General features: G+C 36.3%; 20 protein-coding genes, 1 pseudogene and 1 other annotated feature. Of the genes and pseudogenes, 2 read left to right on the top strand and 19 right to left on the bottom strand.

The window, feature by feature from the left end:
- Positions 1 to 334: 334 nt before the first annotated feature.
- From COD11_RS18530 to COD11_RS18505, 6 genes and pseudogenes are all read right to left on the bottom strand, one after another.
- Entirely contained in the window at positions 335 to 1243 is a 909-nt protein-coding gene (locus tag COD11_RS18530; protein WP_098798374.1) for a nuclease-related domain-containing protein, read from the bottom strand.
- A 124-nt stretch (positions 1244 to 1367) separates the two neighbouring features.
- Positions 1368 to 1763 carry a hypothetical protein gene (locus COD11_RS18525; protein ID WP_141549708.1) on the bottom strand — a complete coding sequence of 132 codons (396 nt, stop codon included), beginning with the start codon at positions 1761 to 1763 and terminating at the stop codon, positions 1368 to 1370.
- Between the two features lie 38 nt (positions 1764 to 1801).
- Complete coding sequence (locus COD11_RS18520; protein WP_176551141.1) at positions 1802 to 2413, bottom strand: cyanophycinase; 612 nt, start codon at positions 2411 to 2413, stop codon at positions 1802 to 1804.
- A gap of 265 nt (positions 2414 to 2678) precedes the next feature.
- A pseudogene (locus COD11_RS18515) lies at positions 2679 to 3704 on the bottom strand (threonine aldolase family protein).
- Between the two features lie 132 nt (positions 3705 to 3836).
- Positions 3837 to 4988: a glucosaminidase domain-containing protein gene (locus tag COD11_RS18510; protein WP_098798371.1), complete on the bottom strand. Its 1152-nt coding sequence runs from the start codon at positions 4986 to 4988 to the stop codon at positions 3837 to 3839.
- A 245-nt stretch (positions 4989 to 5233) separates the two neighbouring features.
- Positions 5234 to 5656: an organic hydroperoxide resistance protein gene (locus COD11_RS18505; protein ID WP_098798370.1), complete on the bottom strand. Its 423-nt coding sequence runs from the start codon at positions 5654 to 5656 to the stop codon at positions 5234 to 5236.
- A gap of 182 nt (positions 5657 to 5838) precedes the next feature.
- Here COD11_RS18505 and COD11_RS18500 point away from each other — a divergent pair, with 182 nt between their 5' ends.
- A complete protein-coding gene (locus COD11_RS18500) occupies positions 5839 to 6279 on the top strand; it encodes a MarR family winged helix-turn-helix transcriptional regulator (protein ID WP_098798369.1) in 441 nt (146 codons plus the stop codon).
- 159 nt (positions 6280 to 6438) lie between these two features.
- On the opposite strand, the gene COD11_RS18495 is transcribed toward COD11_RS18500, so the two are convergent.
- The 12 genes from COD11_RS18495 to COD11_RS18445 all read right to left on the bottom strand — a co-directional run bounded on the left by COD11_RS18495 (position 6439) and on the right by COD11_RS18445 (position 17953).
- Positions 6439 to 7299, bottom strand: a complete 861-nt coding sequence (locus COD11_RS18495) for an EamA family transporter (protein ID WP_098798368.1) — start codon at positions 7297 to 7299, stop codon at positions 6439 to 6441.
- Positions 7300 to 7865: 566 nt separating this feature from the next.
- Entirely contained in the window at positions 7866 to 8498 is a 633-nt protein-coding gene (locus COD11_RS18490; protein WP_098798367.1) for an O-methyltransferase, read from the bottom strand.
- A gap of 50 nt (positions 8499 to 8548) precedes the next feature.
- The gene (locus COD11_RS18485; RefSeq protein WP_098798366.1) at positions 8549 to 9034 is read right to left on the bottom strand and encodes a nitroreductase family protein; all 486 of its coding nucleotides are present in this window, start codon (positions 9032 to 9034) and stop codon (positions 8549 to 8551) included.
- Positions 9035 to 9069: 35 nt separating this feature from the next.
- Entirely contained in the window at positions 9070 to 9354 is a 285-nt protein-coding gene (locus COD11_RS18480) for a hypothetical protein (protein WP_098798365.1), read from the bottom strand.
- 151 nt (positions 9355 to 9505) lie between these two features.
- Entirely contained in the window at positions 9506 to 10153 is a 648-nt protein-coding gene (locus tag COD11_RS18475) for a lysozyme inhibitor LprI family protein (protein ID WP_098798364.1), read from the bottom strand.
- Between the two features lie 140 nt (positions 10154 to 10293).
- Positions 10294 to 10458, bottom strand: a complete 165-nt coding sequence (locus COD11_RS27005; RefSeq protein ID WP_176551140.1) for a hypothetical protein — start codon at positions 10456 to 10458, stop codon at positions 10294 to 10296.
- A gap of 134 nt (positions 10459 to 10592) precedes the next feature.
- Positions 10593 to 12095, bottom strand: coding sequence for a malate:quinone oxidoreductase (locus COD11_RS18470; protein WP_098798363.1), 1503 nt, complete (start codon positions 12093 to 12095; stop codon positions 10593 to 10595).
- A 511-nt stretch (positions 12096 to 12606) separates the two neighbouring features.
- Entirely contained in the window at positions 12607 to 13764 is a 1158-nt protein-coding gene (locus COD11_RS18465; protein ID WP_098798362.1) for an ABC transporter permease, read from the bottom strand.
- 12 nt (positions 13765 to 13776) lie between these two features.
- The gene (locus COD11_RS18460) at positions 13777 to 14985 is read right to left on the bottom strand and encodes an ABC transporter permease (RefSeq protein WP_098798361.1); all 1209 of its coding nucleotides are present in this window, start codon (positions 14983 to 14985) and stop codon (positions 13777 to 13779) included.
- 13 nt (positions 14986 to 14998) lie between these two features.
- Positions 14999 to 15934, bottom strand: a complete 936-nt coding sequence (locus COD11_RS18455) for an ABC transporter ATP-binding protein (RefSeq protein WP_098798360.1) — start codon at positions 15932 to 15934, stop codon at positions 14999 to 15001.
- 163 nt (positions 15935 to 16097) lie between these two features.
- Positions 16098 to 16754 (bottom strand): response regulator, encoded by a 657-nt coding sequence (locus tag COD11_RS18450; RefSeq protein ID WP_098798359.1) that lies wholly within the window; start codon positions 16752 to 16754, stop codon positions 16098 to 16100.
- Complete coding sequence (locus tag COD11_RS18445) at positions 16754 to 17953, bottom strand: sensor histidine kinase (RefSeq protein ID WP_098798358.1); 1200 nt, start codon at positions 17951 to 17953, stop codon at positions 16754 to 16756. Before COD11_RS18445 ends, COD11_RS18450 begins: the two co-directional genes overlap by 1 nt.
- Before the next feature lie 259 nt (positions 17954 to 18212).
- Between COD11_RS18445 and COD11_RS18440 the strand changes: the two genes are divergently transcribed.
- Positions 18213 to 19169 (top strand): alpha/beta hydrolase, encoded by a 957-nt coding sequence (locus COD11_RS18440; RefSeq protein WP_098798357.1) that lies wholly within the window; start codon positions 18213 to 18215, stop codon positions 19167 to 19169.
- Between the two features lie 81 nt (positions 19170 to 19250).
- Here the strand turns inward: COD11_RS18440 and COD11_RS18435 are convergent, their stop codons facing one another.
- Positions 19251 to 20957, bottom strand: coding sequence for a 2-isopropylmalate synthase (locus COD11_RS18435; protein ID WP_098798356.1), 1707 nt, complete (start codon positions 20955 to 20957; stop codon positions 19251 to 19253).
- Between the two features lie 50 nt (positions 20958 to 21007).
- Positions 21008 to 21228, bottom strand: a binding site (T-box leader).
- Between the last annotated feature and the right edge of the window lie 677 nt (positions 21229 to 21905).

Here is a 21905-nt window from a genome sequence, read left to right as displayed (position 1 = left end):
TTTGACTGCTCTCTCTTTTTTCTGTCCCGATTCTGCCACTAACGAGACACAACTTGACTGCTCTCTCTTTTTTCTGTCCCGATTCTCCCACTATCCAGACACATTTTCACTGCTGTCTCTTTTTTCTGTCCCGATTCTGCCACTATCCAGACACATTTTCACTGCCCGCTCTCTTTTGTGTCCCGATTCTGCCACTATCCAGACACATTTTCACTGCCCGGCCTATTTCCTGTCTCGATTCGCGAACTATCGAGATTCGATTTATCTACTCACTCTTTTTCTGTCCCGATTCTCACCATTACCAATTAAAGATTGGGACTAATCAATCTCACCCTTACTTATAATAAGTGCGTCTCGCATTCCCATGTGCAGTATAGTGTTCCCTCAAGATCCGCATTAAAGTTTTTCTACTAATGTCTGTATTACACCATTCATAGATACTCTCAGTAGTGATTCTTCCCTCTGGAAATAAAATTTCAAATTCTTTTATATTCCGTAAAATAGCTACTCCCACTGCTTCTTTTTCTCCACACCTTTTGCATAGATAGCTCTTGTTATTCCTATAAACTAAATAGGAATAACAAGAATTGCAATAAATGCCCTTTTGTAATTGGTCATAATAATATTCAGGAAGGTTAGTATGTGGATTCTTGGTTTTGTGTAAGGAGAGCAATGTTTGTGCGAGCTTCTTCTGATGATCATTTAATCTTGACGGGGTTTTATTGAAACTTCTTATAAAATGTTGTACTTGTGTTGGGAGAATTATTGGTTGATCCATTGGAGCTTGGTATAAAGTGAATTCTGGATTTATAAAGATAACAGAGGGTTCCACAAGGAAGTTGAGTTTGAGGGTTTGTAATAACTGCCGAAGTAGAGTGGCACTTCTCTTAAGCTGGATAATAGGATTCTTGTATTCTCGATTCGTTGTGACGGAGTAGAGTTTATCTCCTTCAAGATAACAATCACCTTCATAATTTTTTATATCTAGTAAGTGAATGACATCTTGCGAAATAATCAGTGAATCAATTTGAAAATAAGAATTGTTCACTTCTAAAAGCAAATCGTTGATCATATACCTTTCTTCTAAAATACTTTCTGCCGCTCTGTCAAATGCCACTTCTCCCTCAAAGCCCTTTTGAAGATTTAAGTATCGAAACTTTTCCTTTTCTGTTAATTCCATACGTGTGTATAAGATTTTAAAAAGTTTCAGCTCAATCGGTTCTTGCCTGTCTTTAATGATCATAGTTCACTACCTTTCTTTAGTTTTCTTTCATTTTATAGTATAGATTAGTTTACATTCAAATCTATAAATTTAAATTATGACTCACCAAAAGAGGCCATCTCCAATTCAAGACAGCCTCGCTCATTTAATCTTTTATTAAAAAACTACCTGGCACAACATCTACTATCACTTTCTCATAAGAATAATGATCTTTACCAGCTTCTTTATATCCCCAATATCCGTTAGTTTCTTTCCCTTTTTTAAAGGTTAGCTCAAAGCCCTTCCCTTCATGAAAACTGTAGCTTTTTACTTCTTGAACCGCTCCGTTATCTACCAATTGATAAGAAAGGAAATGACCTAAAGAGCCGTGTGGGGTAAGAACACCTGAGTGTGGTGCAACAGGACTGTTGTAATATTCATATCCTTTCGTTTCTACTTTCGATTCCTTTATCTTGAACTGGTGGGTATCAAGCGAGTATTGATCACCTTCAGTTAGCCATGATAGCTCAATATTCTCCATTTTGCGTCCAGTTTTCTTCATAGAGGAAAGATCTACTAAACTTACACCACCACGGCCAATCACCTCAATGGTATTTTGGTTGTTATATACACCATGGCTGTGTCTTCATCTATACCATATGATATTTCATTTTGTTCTCCTAATTCAGCAGTAACAGCTATGAGCCTGCCCAATCTAGCTTTTTTATCAAAATGTTGATCAATAATTCCTTCTTGGAAGAAACCTAGTCCTTGCTCAAGGTATCCTGGTCCACCTTCTTGCTGAGTCATGCCATCATATGTTTCGGTGAAGCCTTTAGATAACGTATCATAGCTTCCTCCTCCTGCAATCATAACATCACTCATAATCGCTGCTCCTGCACTTGTTCCTCCTAGGACCGCACCATTTCTGTAAATATCCCAAATAGCATTTAGTACCTTCGAATGGGTCATATCGTCATTTAATAGTGATGCTGTAATATTGGTCTGGTCACCACCGACAAACCAAATCGCTGTAAAATCTTTTATTTTCTTTGCTAACTCTTCATTATTTCGATTATCCAGCCAGCTAGATTCATTCTCTACCGTTCCTTTAAAATCATGATTTGAGATTGATAGAATTTCAATTACCTCACTTTCTACTCCGTATTGAATTAAATCCTTCTTATTACTGCACCTACTGCTGAAATCCATAGCGATAGACATAAAAGCAAAGTAAGTAAGATGCTAAAACCTTTTCTCATACAATCTCTCCCTCTCTTTTTTAGTCCACAGTTGCGAAATCACGTTTGTCAAAAAGTAACTTGCAAATTTTATGCCACTAGTAAAAGAAGGAAAAAGCCAGAAAATACACGTTGTCTTCAAGCTTATTGGGTTATTTCGGTTGTTTATAGGTGAAAACAATACACTCAATTAAAAAAGGAAAGCATCTCTGCTTCCCCTCTCACACCTATTTACTTTATGACCCCTTCTTCACATCTTCAATAAACGCTAGCACCTCATCCTCTTTCGTTGCCCAAGATGTAACAAGTCGTATAGCAGAAGAATCGTTATCAATCTTTTCCCAAAGATGGAATGCATATTTTTGCTGAAGTTTTTCAATAAAGGAGTTCGGGAAGATTGGAAATACTTGATTTGAAGGTGAATGAGTTAAGAATGAAAAACCTGCTTTGCTTATTTCTTCACGAAACTTTTCAGCCATCGAATTAGCATGGATTGCTAGATCGAAATAGAGGTCATCCTTGAATAATTCACGGAACTGAATACCCAATAGTCTCCCTTATGCAAGAAGTGCTCCTTTTTGCTTCATATGAAAACGAAAATCTTCCTTAAGAGCATCGTTACAGATGACTAACGCTTCACCAAGTAGTGCTCCATTCTTTGTTCCCCCAATGTAAAAAGCATCTAAAAGTGAAGGTAAATCACTTAGCTTAAGATCACTTTCTGTTGAACAAAGTGCAGAGCCTAGTCTCGCTCCATCCATAAATAAAATGAGGTTATGTTCATCACAAAACTCACGTAACTGTATGAGTTCATCTTTTTGATAGACCGTTCCTATTTCTGTTGAGTTTGAAATATAAACTAACTTTGGTTTTACCATATGTTCATCGGGATGGGATTCTAAAACATTTTTAACATGCTCTACTGTTAATTTGCCATTATCACCCTCAACAGAGATGATTTTATGTCCAGTGGCCTCAATTGCACCTGTTTCATGTGTGAAAATATGGCCGGTATTAACTGAAATAGCAGCTTCATGTGGTCTAAGAAAAGCAGATATAGCTGTTAAATTTGTTTGTGTTCCCCCTGATAATAGATGAACATCTACATTTTTATTTAAAAGTTTTTGTTTAATTAGCTCCTTAGCTTCTTGTGTAAACCTGTCTTCACCGTATCCGTCTTCTTGGACAAGATTTGATTCTATTAATGCGTTTAGTATCCTTGGATGTGCACCTTCACTATAATCATTCTTAAAGCTGTACATAGTTATCCTCCATTTACTAATCGTTAGTCTGTCATAGAGATAGTATAGCATTTCTCGCTTGGATCATTGTATCAAGGTCTCTTGAGATAAAATAAATCAGACAACACAATATGTGCTGCCTGATTCCCAACTCTAGTTATAATAATTCTGTTGTTTTTTATTAAATTGAACAGTATAACCGCCACCAAGATCAAGTCGGTCTCCGTTAATTCCGTAAACAGGATAATTTCCACCTGCTTTAAGATTGCTATAAGGAGTTCCATCAGGGCTGAACATAGCAGCTTCTTTTGAAAGCTCTAGTCTTCCTAAATGATAGACTGGCTTATCTGACATTTTTACATAATAGCCGCCACCAACTTGATAGACACTTGAATCATAATCATAAACCATCAATGATTCACCTTTTTTAAAAACACGGTGAACAGTTCCATCAGGCTTGTACATAACAGTAGTTGAATTTTTAATTAAAATTCTACCTATGTATATGCTCATCTTGCTGCTATTAGCATCTACACGATATCCTCCGCCAACATCATAGCTGTTTCCAATAACTCCATAAACTCTTACTTTTTCACCTTTTTTAAGAGTTTTGAAAACTGATCCATTTGGAGCTAGCATAGAAACATCAGCTTTAATTGTTATTCTGGCTACAGGCTGTTTATGATTAGTCGGTAAACTAACATGTGGAATGGTGAGAGTCATTTTTGACATATTAAGATGGATTTGAAGTATTTTTTCTCCATAGCCTTTTCCAGGCACTGCCCATCTTCCATTTAAATCTGTCCATAAAGGCGCAATTCCTCGTGTTACAAGGTTAAAGCGAGGATCAATAAGCTCTGTATTCAGCGGATCTTTACTTGCATAAGCTTTTAAGTGCTGAATGTGAGCGCGAACTCCTTCCTCAGGTGTAGCAAAAAACGCACCTTTTACACCTCCACCAGTCGTTCCGATTCCTGCATAGTTATTTTGCTCTGGAATCACATCACCACCGAAGCGGAAAAAGCCTGTTTCATGAATGGCTTGAGCAAAGGCAATATCTCCACGTACTCCTTCTTTTCTACCAATTTCAAGATATAATTCTGCGAGTTGATAGATTGATACACTTGTAAGCTTTGGGGACGATTCGTTTAATAAAACATAATCTCCCATTTGCTTTGACGTTAACTGAGAAGGACCCATAATTGTTGTAGAATTTGCCGCTTTTGCAGAAAAACTTGGAACCAACGCACTTAACACCAAAATGAAAGCGAAAACTAGGGAATAAAGACGTGTGTCTTTTAACATAACAATATAACTCCTTTTTCCATTTGATCAATATCAAGTCATATTATAGCAAATAATAGATAAATAGTTATTCTTTTCTTGTAAAATATTAGAAAGATTGTCGAAAAAGATAATAATATGAATAACTATTATCACAGAACAAAAAGGAAATAATAGTTAAATGTCGCTTTAGTTGACCAAAAAAAAAGCAACTGGTCTATTAAAGACTTAGTTGCTTCAACAATAAATGATCTTTTTTAAGAATACTATACAATCTCCAACGTCACATCAATATTTCCTCTAGTTGCTTTTGAGTAAGGACAAAATGCATGTGCTTTTTCCACTAAATCCTCTAACGTTTCTCTATCAATTCCTGTTCCTTTTACTTGTAAAGTAACTCCTAATTTAAACCCTTGATCTGCTTCATCTTTTAATAAGCTAACGTTTGCAGTTACTTCTGACTCAAATGTTTGACGCTCTTTTTTCGCAATAAATTGCAGAGCTCCATCAAAGCAAGCTGCATAGCCAGCCGCAAATAGCTGTTCAGGATTTGTTGCTTCAGGTATTTTTTTTGCTCTAGGCGTTCCAGGCATTGCCACCTCTAACTTAATGACACCATCTGGTGATTCAACTCTACCTTCACGTCCTCCTACTGCTGAAACTGTTGATGTAAATAATGTGTTTGACATTTTTAATTCCTCCAATAAATAGTTTTTTAAAATTAAATTTTACAAACCCTTTATGTCATCATCATACAACCCTCTTTTTATATTGTCAACAATTTAATTTTACACAATCTAATTGTTGAGTTAATTTTTAGATTTGATACAATTGAATGATGAAAGATTAAATATATTTGAGGTGTACATCATTGGGAAATAATGAAGAACTAAAATTAGATAATCAACTATGCTTCTCTCTATATGCTTGCTCTCGGGCAATTCTTCGTCTTTATCGTCCATTTTTGGATGAAATGAATTTAACTTATCCTCAATATTTAGTTCTCCTAGTATTGTGGGAAAAACAGCAAAGTTCGGTAAAAGAGCTTGGCGAGCTGCTAGAACTTGACTCTGGAACACTTACACCCATGCTAAAGCGAATGGAAACAGCTGAACTTATTGAAAGAAGACGCGACAAAGCAGATGAGCGTGTTGTTCTTGTTACCATTACAGAAAAAGGAGCTTCTATTAAAGAAAAAGCTGCTTGTGTCCCACAATCATTATTAAATTCATCTGGTATGTCGGTAGACGAGATTCTAGCTTTGAATAAGGCAATTAAGCATTTATCACTTCAGGTACATTCAGCTCTTTAAAAAATAACAACACAATGACAAAGACCGTCATTTTCGTTCCTAGAAAAACACATGAATCTTATAGTGATTACCAAATTTGAGGGGAGCATTTCCCCCTCTCTTTTCTTGAACTTGTCCATGTCTTCATTCTTGAAGCATAATTTTACTCCATTTTGAAATCTAGAAAATCAAAAAAACTGCGCCAATTGTGATCACAATTCCACCTATTACCTTCTGTTTTGTTATTTTCTCCTTTAAAATCACGAAACTTAAAATCATCGTGATCACAACACTTAATTTATCTATCGGAGCAACTACTGAAACCTTTCCAATTGCTAGGGCACCAAAATAACAAAGCCATGAAAATCCTGTTGCCATACCAGACAGAACCAAAAATAGATAGCCTTTAGTAGAGATTGTTTTCATGTTTTTCTGAGTTCCTTGAAAGAACACAATTGCCCACGAGAACACCATAATAACGATTGTCCTTAAAAAGGTAGCAACATTTGAATCAACATCTTCAATTCCGATTTTTGCTAAAATGGCAGTAAATGCAGCAAAGACCGCTCCTAAAATCGCATACAGAATATAAGTATGTGATCTTGCAAAACCTTTCTTTTCTTCATTCTTACCAATCAACACAAATGTCCCAATCGCAATTAATGCTCCTCCCACCATGATATTTGGGATAGCTTTTTCCCCTAAAATGAGGATAGATAAAATGATAGTTAATACTACACTCGATTTATCAATTGGTATCACCTTTGAAGCATCACCCATTGATAGTGCTCTAAAGAAAAACAGCCATGACACACCAGTAGCAAAGCCTGATAATAAAATAAAAATTAGTGCTTTCGTAGAGATTTCTGTGATAGAGTCCAGCTGGTCTGTTATCAAGACAATAAGAAAAGCCATGATTAATACAATAATCGTACGAATAGCAGTTGCTAAATTCGAATTCACATTTTCCATTCCAATTTTCGCTAATATTCCTGTAAGGGCTGCAAAAAAGGCTGCAAGTAACGCTAAAATGACACTCATGTTTTGACCTTCTTTTCTATTCATTTCTCTTATTATGTGAAGAAAACTGTTCTTTACTATAGATCAATACCTTCATCATGTATATTCAAATTAAAAAATCAGTGTATATTAACAGATTCAGTTTTGAAATATAGAATACGAATGAGTATTGGTTTTCATATGATAATTCGCACTAGTAAATAAAGGAAATGTAGCAAGTAATCAGCAAAGAAAAATGCACCCAATTTAACGAATTCCATCTCTTCAAGAATCACCAGCAAATAAACTACTAGATAAGCGGAAAAATTCCTCCTAATGAGGACATAACACGAAAAACAGGTTAAATAGACGGAAAGATTCGCCTATTTAATCAAAAAAGAAGAAAATGGACCTTTTTACTTTGCTTAACCGGAGAAATTCCGCTTATATCCCCTAAACCGAGTTCCATTCTTCATCTAACCAGAAAAACTCCGTTTATTTAAACAATCGGTTACTCAATTGAAATCCAGAAAGTCTGCTAAACCAACAAAAATAAAAAAAGGATACCACCGGTCATAACCGAAAGGTATCCTTTTCAAACTCTTATATTATTGTCTTACCCGAGCAATTGATAGTCCATCACCAATTGGGAGAATGATTGATTCCAACATAGGGTCATTTGCAACTCTCTCGTTAAATGCTCGTATACATTCTATACGCGGGTCGTCAATTGATTCCTCACAAACCCTTCCTCTTTGCAGAACATTATCAGCAACTATCAGAGCACCCGGGTTAGCTAATCGCAATGCCCAATCTAAATAGTTCGGATAATTAGGCTTATCAGCATCGATAAAAATGAAGTCAAACTTCCTTTGTTCCGCTTCTAGCTGCTCTAAACTTTTTAAAGCTTCACCTGTATAGTATGTAACACGATCACCAAAGCCAGCTTTTTTCAGATTTTCATGCGCTAATTCCGCATATTCTTGCATTAATTCTAATGAAGTTAATTGCCCATCCTCTCTAAGACCACGAACAAGACAGATTCCACTATATCCACCTAAAGCTCCAATCTCCAAAATTTCTTTTGCTCCAGAAATTTTCACTAACAATGTAAGAAGCTTTCCAATTTCCGGTGGAACAGATATATTCCTCATACCTTTTGCCTGGATACTTTCTAAAACATCATCTAAAATCCTATCATCCTTCGTGAATAGTGAATGGATATACTCTTCTACCTTCATATGTTTCCTCCAGAGTTCAAATTAGTTGAAGACTCTATCAATAAATCAAATTATGGTAGTTGTTTTATTTTTTCTTCAATTGATTTTCGTTCTTTTGGTTCGTTAATCTCCTCAGGATATCCTACACCAAACACTCCGATTACATCATAATCATCCGAAATACCGAGAATATCACGGTTTTTTTGAGCATTTCCCATTGAACACCAAAATGTTCCTACTCCTTCTTCCCATGCAGCTAAATTAAAGTTTTGAACGAAGCAGGCTGTAGCAAGGGCATTTTCTGCTGTTTCCACTTCTGTTTTCCCGTGTTTTGATAAAATAGCAAGCACAACTGGGGCATGAAAAAAATCTGTTTTATGATTTAATTTTTCTCTTGTTTCAGGACCAACTACATACACTTCCCACGGTTCCGTCATTTTGTGATTAGGAGCCATAGTACCAGCTTGCAGCCATTTACTAAGCTGTTCCATTTCAATCGGGTCAGCTTTAAAGTTTTTAATCGTGCGTCGAGAATAAATCGTTTCTAATGTTTTCATAAGATATGTTCCTCCTTGTATCTACTTGTTAAATTTTATTTTCTTGTTAATTTTGCATCTTCATTAAGTTCAAAATGTCTAGTATATTCATCAATTGTTAACTCAATTGCTTTTAATTCTCCAAGAACAACCTGCCTTATTTCCTGAAATTCGGGTGCATCTAGTTGTTGTTTTAATGTAGTACGCTTTACATGTAATCTGTCTAAAAACTCAAGGGCCCGACCTCTACGAAAGGTTTGAGCGCCAGAGTGATGTCTCCTTCCTTTATGGCCACCACCTCTATGGTTTTCACCTTTTTTATGACCATCAAACTCCTTCAACAATCAATCACTCCTTTGTATACTTATGTGTATGTGTTAAATGTATACAAAAGTATACAAATTGTCAAACTATTTATTAAACTCTTCTTTCACAAAAAAAATCAACCTAATAAAAATTCAGATTGATTTAACATTATTGTTTAGCAGAAGTCTATTTCATATAGTTCTCTACCAATTCATAACATCTTTCTTTAGTAGTATTTGCTAGGGAAGCTGTATATTCTAGTGGCTCCATCGTTCCTCCTTCAAATTGACTTGCATCTTCTTTCGCTGTTTCATCTCTAAGTGTGATCCATTTTCTTTGTTCTTGTCGGAGTTTTTCCATCTCGTCTGCTGGTAACTGTTTTTCTAGAACCTGATAGATTTCATTTAAAGCTTGATCCCACTTTTCCAAGATTTCTTCTTGTGATTTCCTCATTCCAAATGTTGTACCATCATTGTTATTCCTAATTTCTGTTGCTGCCTTTTCTATGCTAGTGAGTTTATCTAAGTATTTCTGTTTATTTCCTTCACTCACAACTGATTCTTCACTTATATTTTCGTCTTCTGTTTCATCCTCGGCTGCTTGCTGCGAATCCTTATCTATAGTAGTATCTGTTTCTTCAGTATTATTTTCTTCTGTTATATCATTATCTTGTTTTTCCGAGTTATCCGACTCATTGGATTGAGTTTCCTCATTACTATCAGCTTTAGTTTCTTCATTTTCATTAGTCGGTGCTTCATTCTGATCAGAATTTTTTTGATTGTTGCACCCAACCAAGAGGACAAATATTGCTAACACTGTAAATATTGACTTCAAAAAATAACTCCCTTTCTAAATTAAAATACCTTCTATAGCGTACACCTTCATTCAAGATAATAAAAGGTGCAAAAGGTATAATTTCCCATCTATTACACTTCATACTTTTACACTCCAAGATTTCTAGTATCCATAACTTCTTATTTCTTTTTCTCTTCTTTTACTGATAAGATATGAGCTTTTGCTCCATATTCTACTCGTATTGTTTTTCTAGCCTCTACAGGTGTTCTTGCTGTTACTGATTGAATTTGCTTTTCTCCATTCATCTCCATTTCAACAAGAAAGCATTTTGATCCGCATCTCAACTAGATCCCTCCTTTTTTTGACAAAAAGAACCTTCAATCTAAAACGATTAAAGGTTCTGCACATTTATATAGAATGGTATTTAATTAGTTAACCCTTGAAAAAACACTTATCCCCTGTTTTCCCTTGCAAAGAATTAACTAAATACGGGCTTTTTTTCGCTTAACCCCAATGTTTGTGATGTGTTAGTATGGATTTCGTTTAAAAGTTGCGGATTTTCCATTAATGACACACCATAAGAAGGAATCATTTCTTTAATTTTTGGTTCCCACTCATCCAAATAATGAGGGAAGCATTTTGTGATGACTTCAAGCATAACGTGAACTGCAGTTGAAGCACCTGGTGAAGCACCGAGCAATGCTGCAACAGAACCATCAGCTGCACTAACAACCTCTGTACCAAACTGAAGTGTTCCTTTTCCACCAGCTTCAGTGTCCTTAATGACTTGCACACGTTGACCTGCTACAACTAAATCCCAATCCTCACTTTTAGCATTTGGTATAAACTCACGTAACTCTTCCATACGTGCTTCTTTTGATAACATTACTTGCTGTATCAAGTATTTTGTTAACGACATGTTTTTGGCACCTGCCGCTAGCATTGTTAACAGATTATCCGGTTTTACAGAAGTGATTAAATCAAACATCGATCCATTTTTTAAAAACTTTGGTGTAAAGCCAGCAAATGGTCCGAACAATAATGATTTTTTGTTATCAATAAATCGTGTATCAAGATGTGGAACAGACATCGGAGGAGCTCCAACCTTAGCCTTACCGTAAACTTTTGCATGGTGCTTCGCTACCACTTCCGGATTATTACACACCATGAATAGTCCACTTACCGGGAAGCCACCAATATGCTTACCTTCAGGAATACCTGACTTTTGTAGTAAATGCAGGCTTCCTCCTCCGCCTCCAATAAAGACAAATTTCGCTTTATGTCGTTCAACTTCACCGCTACCAAGATTTTGCACCTTTAATTCCCATAAGCCATCACTAGTACGTTTAATGTCACTTACACTACGATTATAGTGTAAATTAACATTTTTAGTCTCCAAGTGATCAAACAGCATACGTGTTAATGCACCAAAGTTAACATCTGTTCCCGTGTCAATTTTTGTTGCTGCTATCGGTTCATGAGATGTACGTTCTTGCATAATTAACGGAATCCACTCCATTAATTTTTCTGGATTATCAGAAAATTCCATTCCTTGGAAAAGCGGATTTTTTGAGAGCGCTTCAAATCGTTTTTTCAAAAAAGTAACATTTTCCTCTCCATGTACTAAACTCATATGAGGCAGTGGCATGATAAAATTGTGTGGATTTTGAATGAGTTTGTTTTGTACAAGAAAAGACCAAAACTGCATGGAAATTTGAAATTGTTCATTTATTTTAATCGCTTTACTAATATCTACAGATCCGTCAGGTTTTTCGGATGTGTAGTTAAGCTCACAAAGTGCAGCATGCCCCGTTCCTGCATTATTCCATTCATTGGAGCTTTCTTCACCTGCATTTGAAAGCTTTTCAAAAACTTTTATATTCCAGTCAGGCACCAACTGTTTCAGTAGTGTTCCTAAAGTCGCACTCATGATACCGGCACCAATTAAGATAACGTCTGTTTTCAATTCTCTATCGCTCATATTTACCTTCCTTATACCCTAGTATTCGCAGAAAAACTAGTAATCCTTCTGCTTAGACGTCACACCAAACCAAGGCGCGACTTAGTCTCACACACTTCTTTGTCTCCATTTTTTGCATAACCTTGATGTATTATATTATTTATAGATGAATATATTAACTATTTATCTACTATTATATGATAATTATAAACTTTTTGAAAGAAGGTAGAAAGTGAGAAATATGTCCATAAGGAATAAAATAAAGAAAAATATAAATCTTCATTCACATTTTTCAATGATCGTGAACAGTCTTATCCTTATTAGGAAACCAATCTCCCCTTACTATTGTACGCTTCTCATAGCCTTTATGTGAATAGACATATGCTTCATATCATGGAGATTCTAATTTTGTATTTATATTCATTTTTTTCTAAATTATTAGTATTTTACCCAAATGAAAAAGCACATTTCAAAAAGAAATGCGCATTGTTGAGATATGAAGGGAAAGATGTCTTTTCATCATTGCCTTTATTTACTCAAATCGAATCCTCTTCATTCCTATGGTAAGGAAAACAACTGTAAATACGAGAAGAATACCAATAGGATAGATGATATCTAAGATCGTCCCACCTCTTGCGGCAATTTCTGTGAACCCTTCAAGTCCCCAGTATTGTGGAACAAATCTAGCTGCTTGCTGCATAAAGTCAGGCATGATTTCAAGAGGCCAATAAACGCCTCCAAGCATACAGGTAGAAATGACGATCAAGTTGCCGAGCACCGATTGTTGTTCAGAGGACTTAACAAATCCTGCAATAAAGAGTCCTAGACCAATTGTACAAAGTAATACACAGGAGACGAGCACAATATTTGCTAACAAATTCCCCCATTCAACATGAAATACTACTTTTGTTATGAGCATTAATAGCCCAAATTGAATCCATCCAATTAAAAAGAATGAAAGCAGATATCCACCTAGTAATTCTCTTTTAGAAGTCGGGGTAGACATGATTCTATACCAAACACCAGTCTGTCTTGCTTCTAAAAGCACACCTGTACTTATCAGCATGCTAATCATCACAAACATAATCGTAAAACCAGCGGATCGAGCAGTTAAATTGGACATTGTTGCAACATCATTGCTTTTAGTTACGGTGACAGTTTCAATAAAGGCAGGAGCTCCAGTAATCTCTACAAATATTTGATCTTGAACCACTTTCGGCTCCTCCCCAGTCATTTCCTGATAAAAATTTGAGGCTTTCGCTCCAATCTGAATTTTCACAATGCTATCGTTAATCATTTGTTCAATCATAGCAGCTCCTTCAAATGAAGCTTGAGAAACAAATACAACTTTCGGGATCTTATTATCTACCAATTCTTTTTCAAACCCTGAATTTAATTGAATAAATCCTGCGATTTTTTGGTCATCAAATTTTTGATCTGCTGTTTGACTATCATCGATGCTAATATCTACCAAACCCTTACTTTTCACTTCATCTATTAAAGTCTTTGATAACGTGGTGTTATCCTGATCTACCACTGAAATAATCGGCTTGCTTTCTTCTCCTTCAGAAAATAACCCGCCAAAGATAAAGGTAAATAGCAAGGGCATTCCAAACATTAGCAAAAATGATTGTGGCTTTTGAAACATTCTTTTAATCTCAAAAGCTGCAATTGCTCCAATTCTCCTCATCACTTTCTCTCCTTACCTATACTTTAGTTTCATTGACCCTATAAACAAGGTTGTTAGCCCAATTGCCATTAAAATCGTCACGGGCATAACAAGTGAAGACCATTTTGTTCCGTTCATTATTTCTAAGAAACTATGAAGAGCCCATTTATTAGGTGCAATATTAGCCATTTGTTGCATAATGTTAGGAAAAGAAGCAAGTGGAATCATTGAGCCTCCTAGGAGCGCTAGAATCTGCACCCCAATTCCTCCCATCGTATCAGCGGTTTTTTCTTCTGTTATTAATCCTGCTATAATCATCGATAACCCCGCTACAGCTACTGAATATGCTATTCCAACTACAAGAAGCTGCAGGATGTTGTTTCCCCATGCTACTCCAAATAGATAATGAGTGGTTATGACAAACACAATAAATTGCAGGAGGGAAAAAGAAAAAGTTCCAAGGAATTTTCCGATCATAATAGATGAATGTCTAATTGGAGTGCACATTAGTCGAGCTAATGTGTCTGTTTTTCTCTCTTGAATAATTGTTTTTGCTCCAATGGTTGTATTGAATAAAATAAACATAGCCCCCATTGCAGCTGCATAATATTGCATTCCCGAAATTGGTTCCTTACCGTCCCTTTCACTTATAACTGCACTCACTTTTGATCCTGCAATTTTCGTAAGATCATCTACAAGATTCGTTATCATATCGGCTGAATTCAAATTTTGATTTGAAACTGGAACGACAGTTAAAAGCTTATCAGCAACTGTACCCGCAGCAGCTGATACTGTTGTGATCCGATCAACAAAAGATTCAGTTATTGAGCTAAGAATAGTAGCTTGAATTTCTTTTGCTGGATCTTTTAAAATTTTTACCGTCTTTTCTTCTCCCTTCATTAACCCTTCTCCCCAGTTAACAGGCAGAATCAAGCCAACATCTACTTTCTGATTTTCCAAAGCCACTCTTAAATCCTCTTCTGTTTTAAACTCACTCACTGTTATACTATCTCGTAATTCTTTTCCTTGAAGAACGTCTTGAATAAATTGATCTGTAACCTCATCAGTAGAAGACACAACGATACCAGCCGATGTTTCAGGTAGTGTTCCATCTTCACCGAATACACCGCTAAGAGCTGAACCTAAAATCATTGTTAAGACGATCGGCATTAATAATAGAGTGATAAAAGATTTTCGGTCTTTTAATCTGATTTTCATATCTTTCCAAGCAATTGTGAACATCTTATCACTTCTCCTAGTCTCGTAAAGATCTTCCAGTTAACTGCAGGAATAATGTTTCAAGATTTGCTTCTTCGATTTTAACAGCTTCAATCTTTAACCCTTGATTAACAGCTGCTGTGATAATAGATCCCAATGCTTCTTGAGGATTATGAGAGAAAACCTCAAGAAGCCCTGAATCTTCTTTGTATACAACTTGGGTCACACCATGCACTTGTTTTATTGCTCCCCTTGCCTCGTCTGTCATCTTTTCAACATTGATTTGAACAAAGCTACTTCCCGCTAACCTATTACATAGCTCTGCTTTTGTGCCAATGGCCATTACCTCTCCATGATCCATAATTCCAACACGATTACAAAGGAACTCTACTTCCTCCATGTAATGACTTGTGTAGATAATCGTCATACCTTTTTCATTCAAAGCTTTCACAGTTTCAAGGATATGATTTCTTGACTGTGGATCAATGCCAACAGTTGGTTCATCCATAATAAGTAATTCTGGTTCATGCATTAAAGCTGCCCCAATATTGATTCTTCGCTTCATTCCTCCCGAAAAAGTCTCAATTCGATCTTTTCCACGTTCCTTTAATCCAACAATCTCTAGTACTTCTTCTACTCGTTTTTTTGCTTGAGAACCTGAAAGGCCATACATTTTACCCCAGAATAGAAGATTATCTTTTGCTGACATCGTTGGATAAAGAGCAATTTCCTGTGAGACCACTCCTATTTTTTTCTTAATGCTTATCGGTGATGTTTTTACCGATTCATTCCCAACAAATACATCACCATTATCATAAGGAATTAGTCCACATACCATTGAAATGGTCGTTGATTTTCCCGCTCCATTGGGACCTAACAGACCAAACGCCTCACCTTTTTCAATCGTAAACGAAACATTTTTTACTACCTCTTTTTTTCCATAGCTTTTCTTCAGCTCTCTAACTTCTAACATATCTCCACATCCTCACTGGATCGACATTTTAATCTTGTTTATCAACATCTAAAGTATAGCGCGATATCTTTCCTTCTAAATCCCTCTGCAGATAGAAAATTCCATAAAAAAAACACAGCTATATTAGCTGTATTTCATAGTCATATATGCCAAAAGTCATCGATCAGAAGGTAGTAATGTTATATCTTACAGCAAAAATGGCTGCTTGTGTTCGATCTCTTAAGTTAAGCTTGCTGATCAAATTTGAAACATGATTTTTCACGGTTCCCTCTGAAATAAATAATTGAGAGGCTATTTCTTTATTGTTTAAGCCTAGTCCAAGCTTATTTAACACTTCAATCTCCCGTTCTGTAAGTTCTTTGATGACTTCAGGAATTTCAGTAGATTGCTCAGCAGTTTGATTTTTTCTCATTTCTCTCACAATATCAGCTGTTAACTCTTTTGGAAGAACCATTCCACCTGATTGAACTGTCATGATTGCCTGCACAATAGCATCTGTCGGCATATCCTTTAACAAATATCCGCTCGCCCCTTCTTCAAGCGCTTCAAAAATTAAAGCACTATCATGAAAGGTCGTGAGCATAAGCACTTTAATACCAGGATATTTGGATGTAATCAACTTAGTTCCCTCTACCCCGTTTGCCACAGGCATACGAATATCCATTAAAACAATGTCTGGCATCAAGTCACTAGCCTTTTCAAAAGCTTCCTGACCATTTGATGCCACACCAACAACCTCAAGCTCAGATTTCATATTAAGGATGGTTGCAAGTCCATCTCTCATCAATTCCTGATCATCAACAATTAATAACTTAACCACTAAGCTCCCCCCATTTGCCACTGTATCTCTTTAAGTGGAAATTGTGCTTTTACAATAAACCCATTAGAAGCTGCACTTTCAAACATAATGCTTCCACCATGTTCATGAACTCTTTCTCTCATATTCTTTAATCCGAAGCCAGGACTAACTGTTGTTGCACCTGTTCCGTTGTCTTTAATAAAGATATCAATATTTGAATCTGTTATTACCAGAATAACACTGCACTCGTTTGCCTGCCCATGTCTGACCGAGTTAGTTATAGATTCCTGTATTATACGAGTTAAATCTAATTGGATGGAAGCTGGAATACTTGTAGCCTCACCCTTTACAGACAAAGTTGATGTTAACCCAGTCATCATCTTGTAGTCTTCTAGTATCTTTCTTACTGTGGATAGAAATGACTGTGGCTGACGGTCCTCCCTTAAGGTACGCACTGATAGACGAATTTCCTGGAGAGTATTCCGCGCCAATTCCTCACAAAGCAGGATTGTTTCCCTGCTTTTCTCAGGTTGTGAATTTTGCAACTCTTTAGCAACCTGCAACTGAACCAGTAAAGCAGTCATCTTATGTCCAACAGTATCATGAATTTCACCTGATATTCGATTGCGCTCTCGAATAAGCGTTAACTCCTCCACCTGATTTGAATAATGATGAAGCTTTTCATGAGCAACCTTTAGAGCATCATGAGTTTGGTTAAGCTCTTTATACTGACTTTCAATCTTCTCCTGAGCATAAATTAACTTATGTAGTAACCTACCAACTACCGCTGCAAACACAATAAACGTGAAGTTGATCACATTATTCATCACGCTAAAATTGCCTGTAACATAAAAGGTATAGATATTACAAATACCCCAAAGAACGAAAAACGCAAGTGAACATAACCAAAGCGTCTTCTTACTTTCAGCCACTAAGAATAGTGTGACTGCATTTACACCAAACAAAATTAAATAAAGAGTCGATTCAGGAAAGAGAAAAACAAATCCAATGATTAGAAGAGAATCTAAAGCAAGTGGAATCAAGTAATATCTTTTTCCAGCCTGACTCCCCATAAATAAGTGATTAAAACAAAATCCCACTCCTGCTATAATTGTATAAACTAATTGAATGGTTGTATGACTTTCAACAGATTGATAGTATATATAACTCATTAAAATAAACATAACTAGCCTAAGGCTGTTTAAAAAGGTTAACTTCAAGGAATCACCTCTATGTTTGGAGGATTTTAGATTGCTTTAGATTTGTTAAGATATTCCTATTATAAGTTTAATCTAATTATTTGGTAAGATTAAGTGTTAAGTTTTCCACTTAATGTAGTTTTTTTCTGAATACTTTATTTACAATTCTCACATATTCACTTTATAATTCTACTTGTGATGATTCTCCACAATTTTACTTCTTAGACACACTTCACATTTTTTGTAAACGCATACAAATTTGAGGGAAGGAGTGTTAAAAATGAAGAACCGCGTAAACCCCGAGTTAGTACAAGGCTTAGAAATGTTTCAAGATTTAGATATACGCCCAGAATATTTGCCAGCACTTCGAGAAGGCGCAGCTCAGATGAGGCAACCTACTGTTGTTGATGAATCTCTTTCATTAACTGATGAAATTATTGTTGGACCAGATTCAAACCCATTACCAATAAGAATTTATCGTCAAAAGTCACATACCGAATCTTTACCTGCTCTGTTATGGATCCATGGGGGTGGATATATTTTAGGATCAATAGATGATAATGATGATCTCTGTATGAGGTTTGCAAAAAAAGCTAATTGTGTAGTTGTTTCAGTAGACTATCGTCTGGCTCCTGAACACCCTTACCCAGCACCGATAGAGGATTGTTACACTGCTTTAAAATGGATGGCAGATCATGCAGATTCATTAAATATTGATTCGAACAGAATTGGTGTTGCAGGTGCTAGCGCTGGGGGAGGATTAACAGCAGCTTTAACATTATTAGCTCGCGATCGGCAATATCCTTCCCTTTGTTTCCAAATGCCACTCTATCCAATGATTGATGATCAAAATAACTCACCTTCTACAAACGAAATTAAAGATGGGTTTGTTTGGAATCAAAAAACAAATGAAGCAGGCTGGAAGATGTATTTGGGAGAATTATATGGAAAAGATAACATCCCTGCTTATGCAGCTCCTGCACGAGCTGAAGATTATCGTCATTTACCATACACCTACACATGTGTAGGGCAATTAGATCCTTTCAGAGATGAAACTTTATCTTATGTAACCAAACTTGCACAGGCTGGTGTAGATGTTGAATTTCATTTATATCCTGGAGCCTATCACGGGTTTGAAGGAATAAATCCAGATGCTGATCTATCAATTCGCGCCACAAATGAATATATTCAAGCAGTTAAAAACGGCTTTGAAAGACTTGAAAAGGTTAAATATTAATTTTTATTTGTAACACTCACAAACTATTTGTGAGTGTTACAGCAAAAAAGCCGATAATAGTTATCGACTTTTTTGTTTTTATTATTTAGAAGAAACAGACTCTGTCTCTTTTTCTATAGAAATTTCTTTGTTGGATATCATATTATTAACAGCACTGAACAGAGCTTTTACTGAGGATGTCATAATATCAGCGTCTATTCCACATCCCCAATAGACTGCACCATCTAAAGCAGTGATCCCAACATAAGATACAGCGTTAGATTCTGAGCCTATGTTTTGCGCATGTTCCTTATACATTAAATCTTTATAACGGAAACCAAGTTGCTCCTGAAGTACGTTACTAATCGCATCAAGTCTTCCGTTTCCTGTTCCACTTAACTTGTATTCTTGTTCATTCACTTTAAACATAACTGCTGTTTCATAATGAGCATTTTGAGTGAACGTGTAATCAATAAACTCGACAGGTGTATTAATATTGACAAAGTCATTAATAAAAATGTCATAGATTTCGTTTGGCATAAGTTCTTTATGTTTTCGATCCGAAATATTTTTAACGTGATATCCAAAGCTTTCACGCATTTCAACAGGCAAATCAAGTCCATATGTTTGGTGAAGCACATAGCCAATTCCACCTTTACCTGATTGGCTATTAATACGAATAATATCTCCCTCATATTGTCTACCAATATCCATTGGATCTATTAATAAATATGGAACATTCCAGTACTGACGTTCTTTCTCTTCACGCCATTTCATTCCTTTTGCAATCGCATCCTGATGAGAACCAGAAAATGCTGTAAAAACAAGTTCGCCTCCATAAGGATGTCTTTCGTGAACGGTCATTCTTGTTAGTTTCTCATACTGTTTAATAATGTTTGGGATATTTTCTAAATTTAGATTTGGATCAACACCATGTGAAAACATGTTTAACGCAAGTGTAACAATGTCCACATTACCTGTTCTTTCTCCATTTCCAAACAATGTTCCCTCCACTCTCTGTGCACCAGCTAGCATTCCTAACTCTGCGTCTGCTACACCTGTTCCTCTGTCATTATGTGGATGAAGGGAAAGGATTACATTGTCCCGATAGTTAAGATTCTCACTCATATACTCGATTTGGCTAGCGTAGACGTGAGGCATAGACATTGATACTGTTGCTGGTAAATTGATAATGACCTTGTTTTCCGCATCAGGTTGCCATTCATCTAACACACGATTGCAAATTTCAAGTGCAAACTCCACTTCTGTGCCTGTGAAGCTTTCCGGAGAATATTGAAATTGGAAATCTCCTTCCGTTTCAGCAGCATATTTTTTAAGTAGCTTTGCTCCAGTTACTGCAATATCAATAATTTGTTCTTCCGATTTTTTAAACACTTGCTCACGCTGTGCTACAGATGTTGAATTGTATAGGTGAACCACTGCTTTTTTCGCACCTTTTAGAGCCTCAAATGTTTTCTTAATAATATGATCTCTTGACTGTGTTAACACTTGGATTGTTACATCATCCGGTATTAAATCTTGTTCAATTAATGTACGTAAAAAAGCATATTCCGTTTCAGATGCAGCTGGAAAACCAACTTCTATTTCCTTAAAACCAACTTCCAACAGCAATTGAAAATACTCTAACTTCTCTTCTAAGCTCATAGGCACAATCAACGCCTGATTTCCATCGCGCAGATCCACACTACACCAAGTAGGAGCTTCCGTAATATACTCTTTCTGCGTCCATTTTAAGCTAGTCACTGGAGGCATAAAATAACCTCTAGAATACTTATCAATATTTTTCATTTAAAATACCGCCTTTCCATTATTATTCAAATAAAAAAGCCTATCATCTCATAAGAGACGACAGGCTATAACCTTCGTGGTACCACTCTTTTTGGTTCATCACTAAATAAACGAACCCACTTTGAGACTTTATTACGGTAGTCATCCGTTAAGACCTACATATCAGTCCTACCACTCCTGGGCGAGTTGGGGAATCAATTGACTGTCTTTCACCACCCGACAGCTCTCTAAACAATCTATTTTCCTTAATATTCCCATTCACAGTGTTTCAATAATTTATACTAATCTGATTTTTCTAATTTTATAATAAGTTAGATGAATAATCAAGAGGAAATTGATGTTTTGTGTGCGTGTTTTGTGGGGGGGCCTGTTGTGGGGTGAGCACTGTGGTGTGGGGGGTGACTGTCACTCCCCGTTTTTTGTAGAATGGTGTCGCTTTTCTCCATTTTGCACATGAATTCTTATCTACCTCAAGCTAAGTGCATGTACATCACAAAACTGTACATTCTAATATAATCATCTTTGTACATATTAAATTAGCATTCATACTTAAATTAACTTTCGTGTTCGGACTAAGGCATGCGATAAGCTACAAAGTGTTGTTCCTAAGAGAATGAACGACTAAAGTGGTTGGATAAGAGCGTGTAGTGTCGTTCATAAGGAGGATGAACGACACAGGTGGTTGAGAAAGAGAGAATATCTCCACGTCAGCTTGTTCTTCTTGCTTCACCCCAGTCTCAGGCTAGTAGGTTTATTTATTCTTTGCTTCTCAATTTCAACTCTCAGTTTTGTTTACTATACAAAAAAAGACCAGTATCTCTACTGATCTTTTCTTCTTCTTACTTGGCAACGTCCTACTCTCACAGGGGGAAACCCCCAACTACCATCGGCCCAAGAGCTTAACTTCCGTGTTCGGACTATCGGCTTACGATAAGCGGCGAATCTCCG

It is taken from the genome of Bacillus sp. AFS040349, from assembly GCF_002577655.1.
GTDB lineage: Bacteria > Bacillota > Bacilli > Bacillales > Bacillaceae > Metabacillus.
The sequence above is the reverse complement of the archived record's forward strand: the minus strand, read 5'-3'. Positions and strand labels throughout refer to the sequence as shown.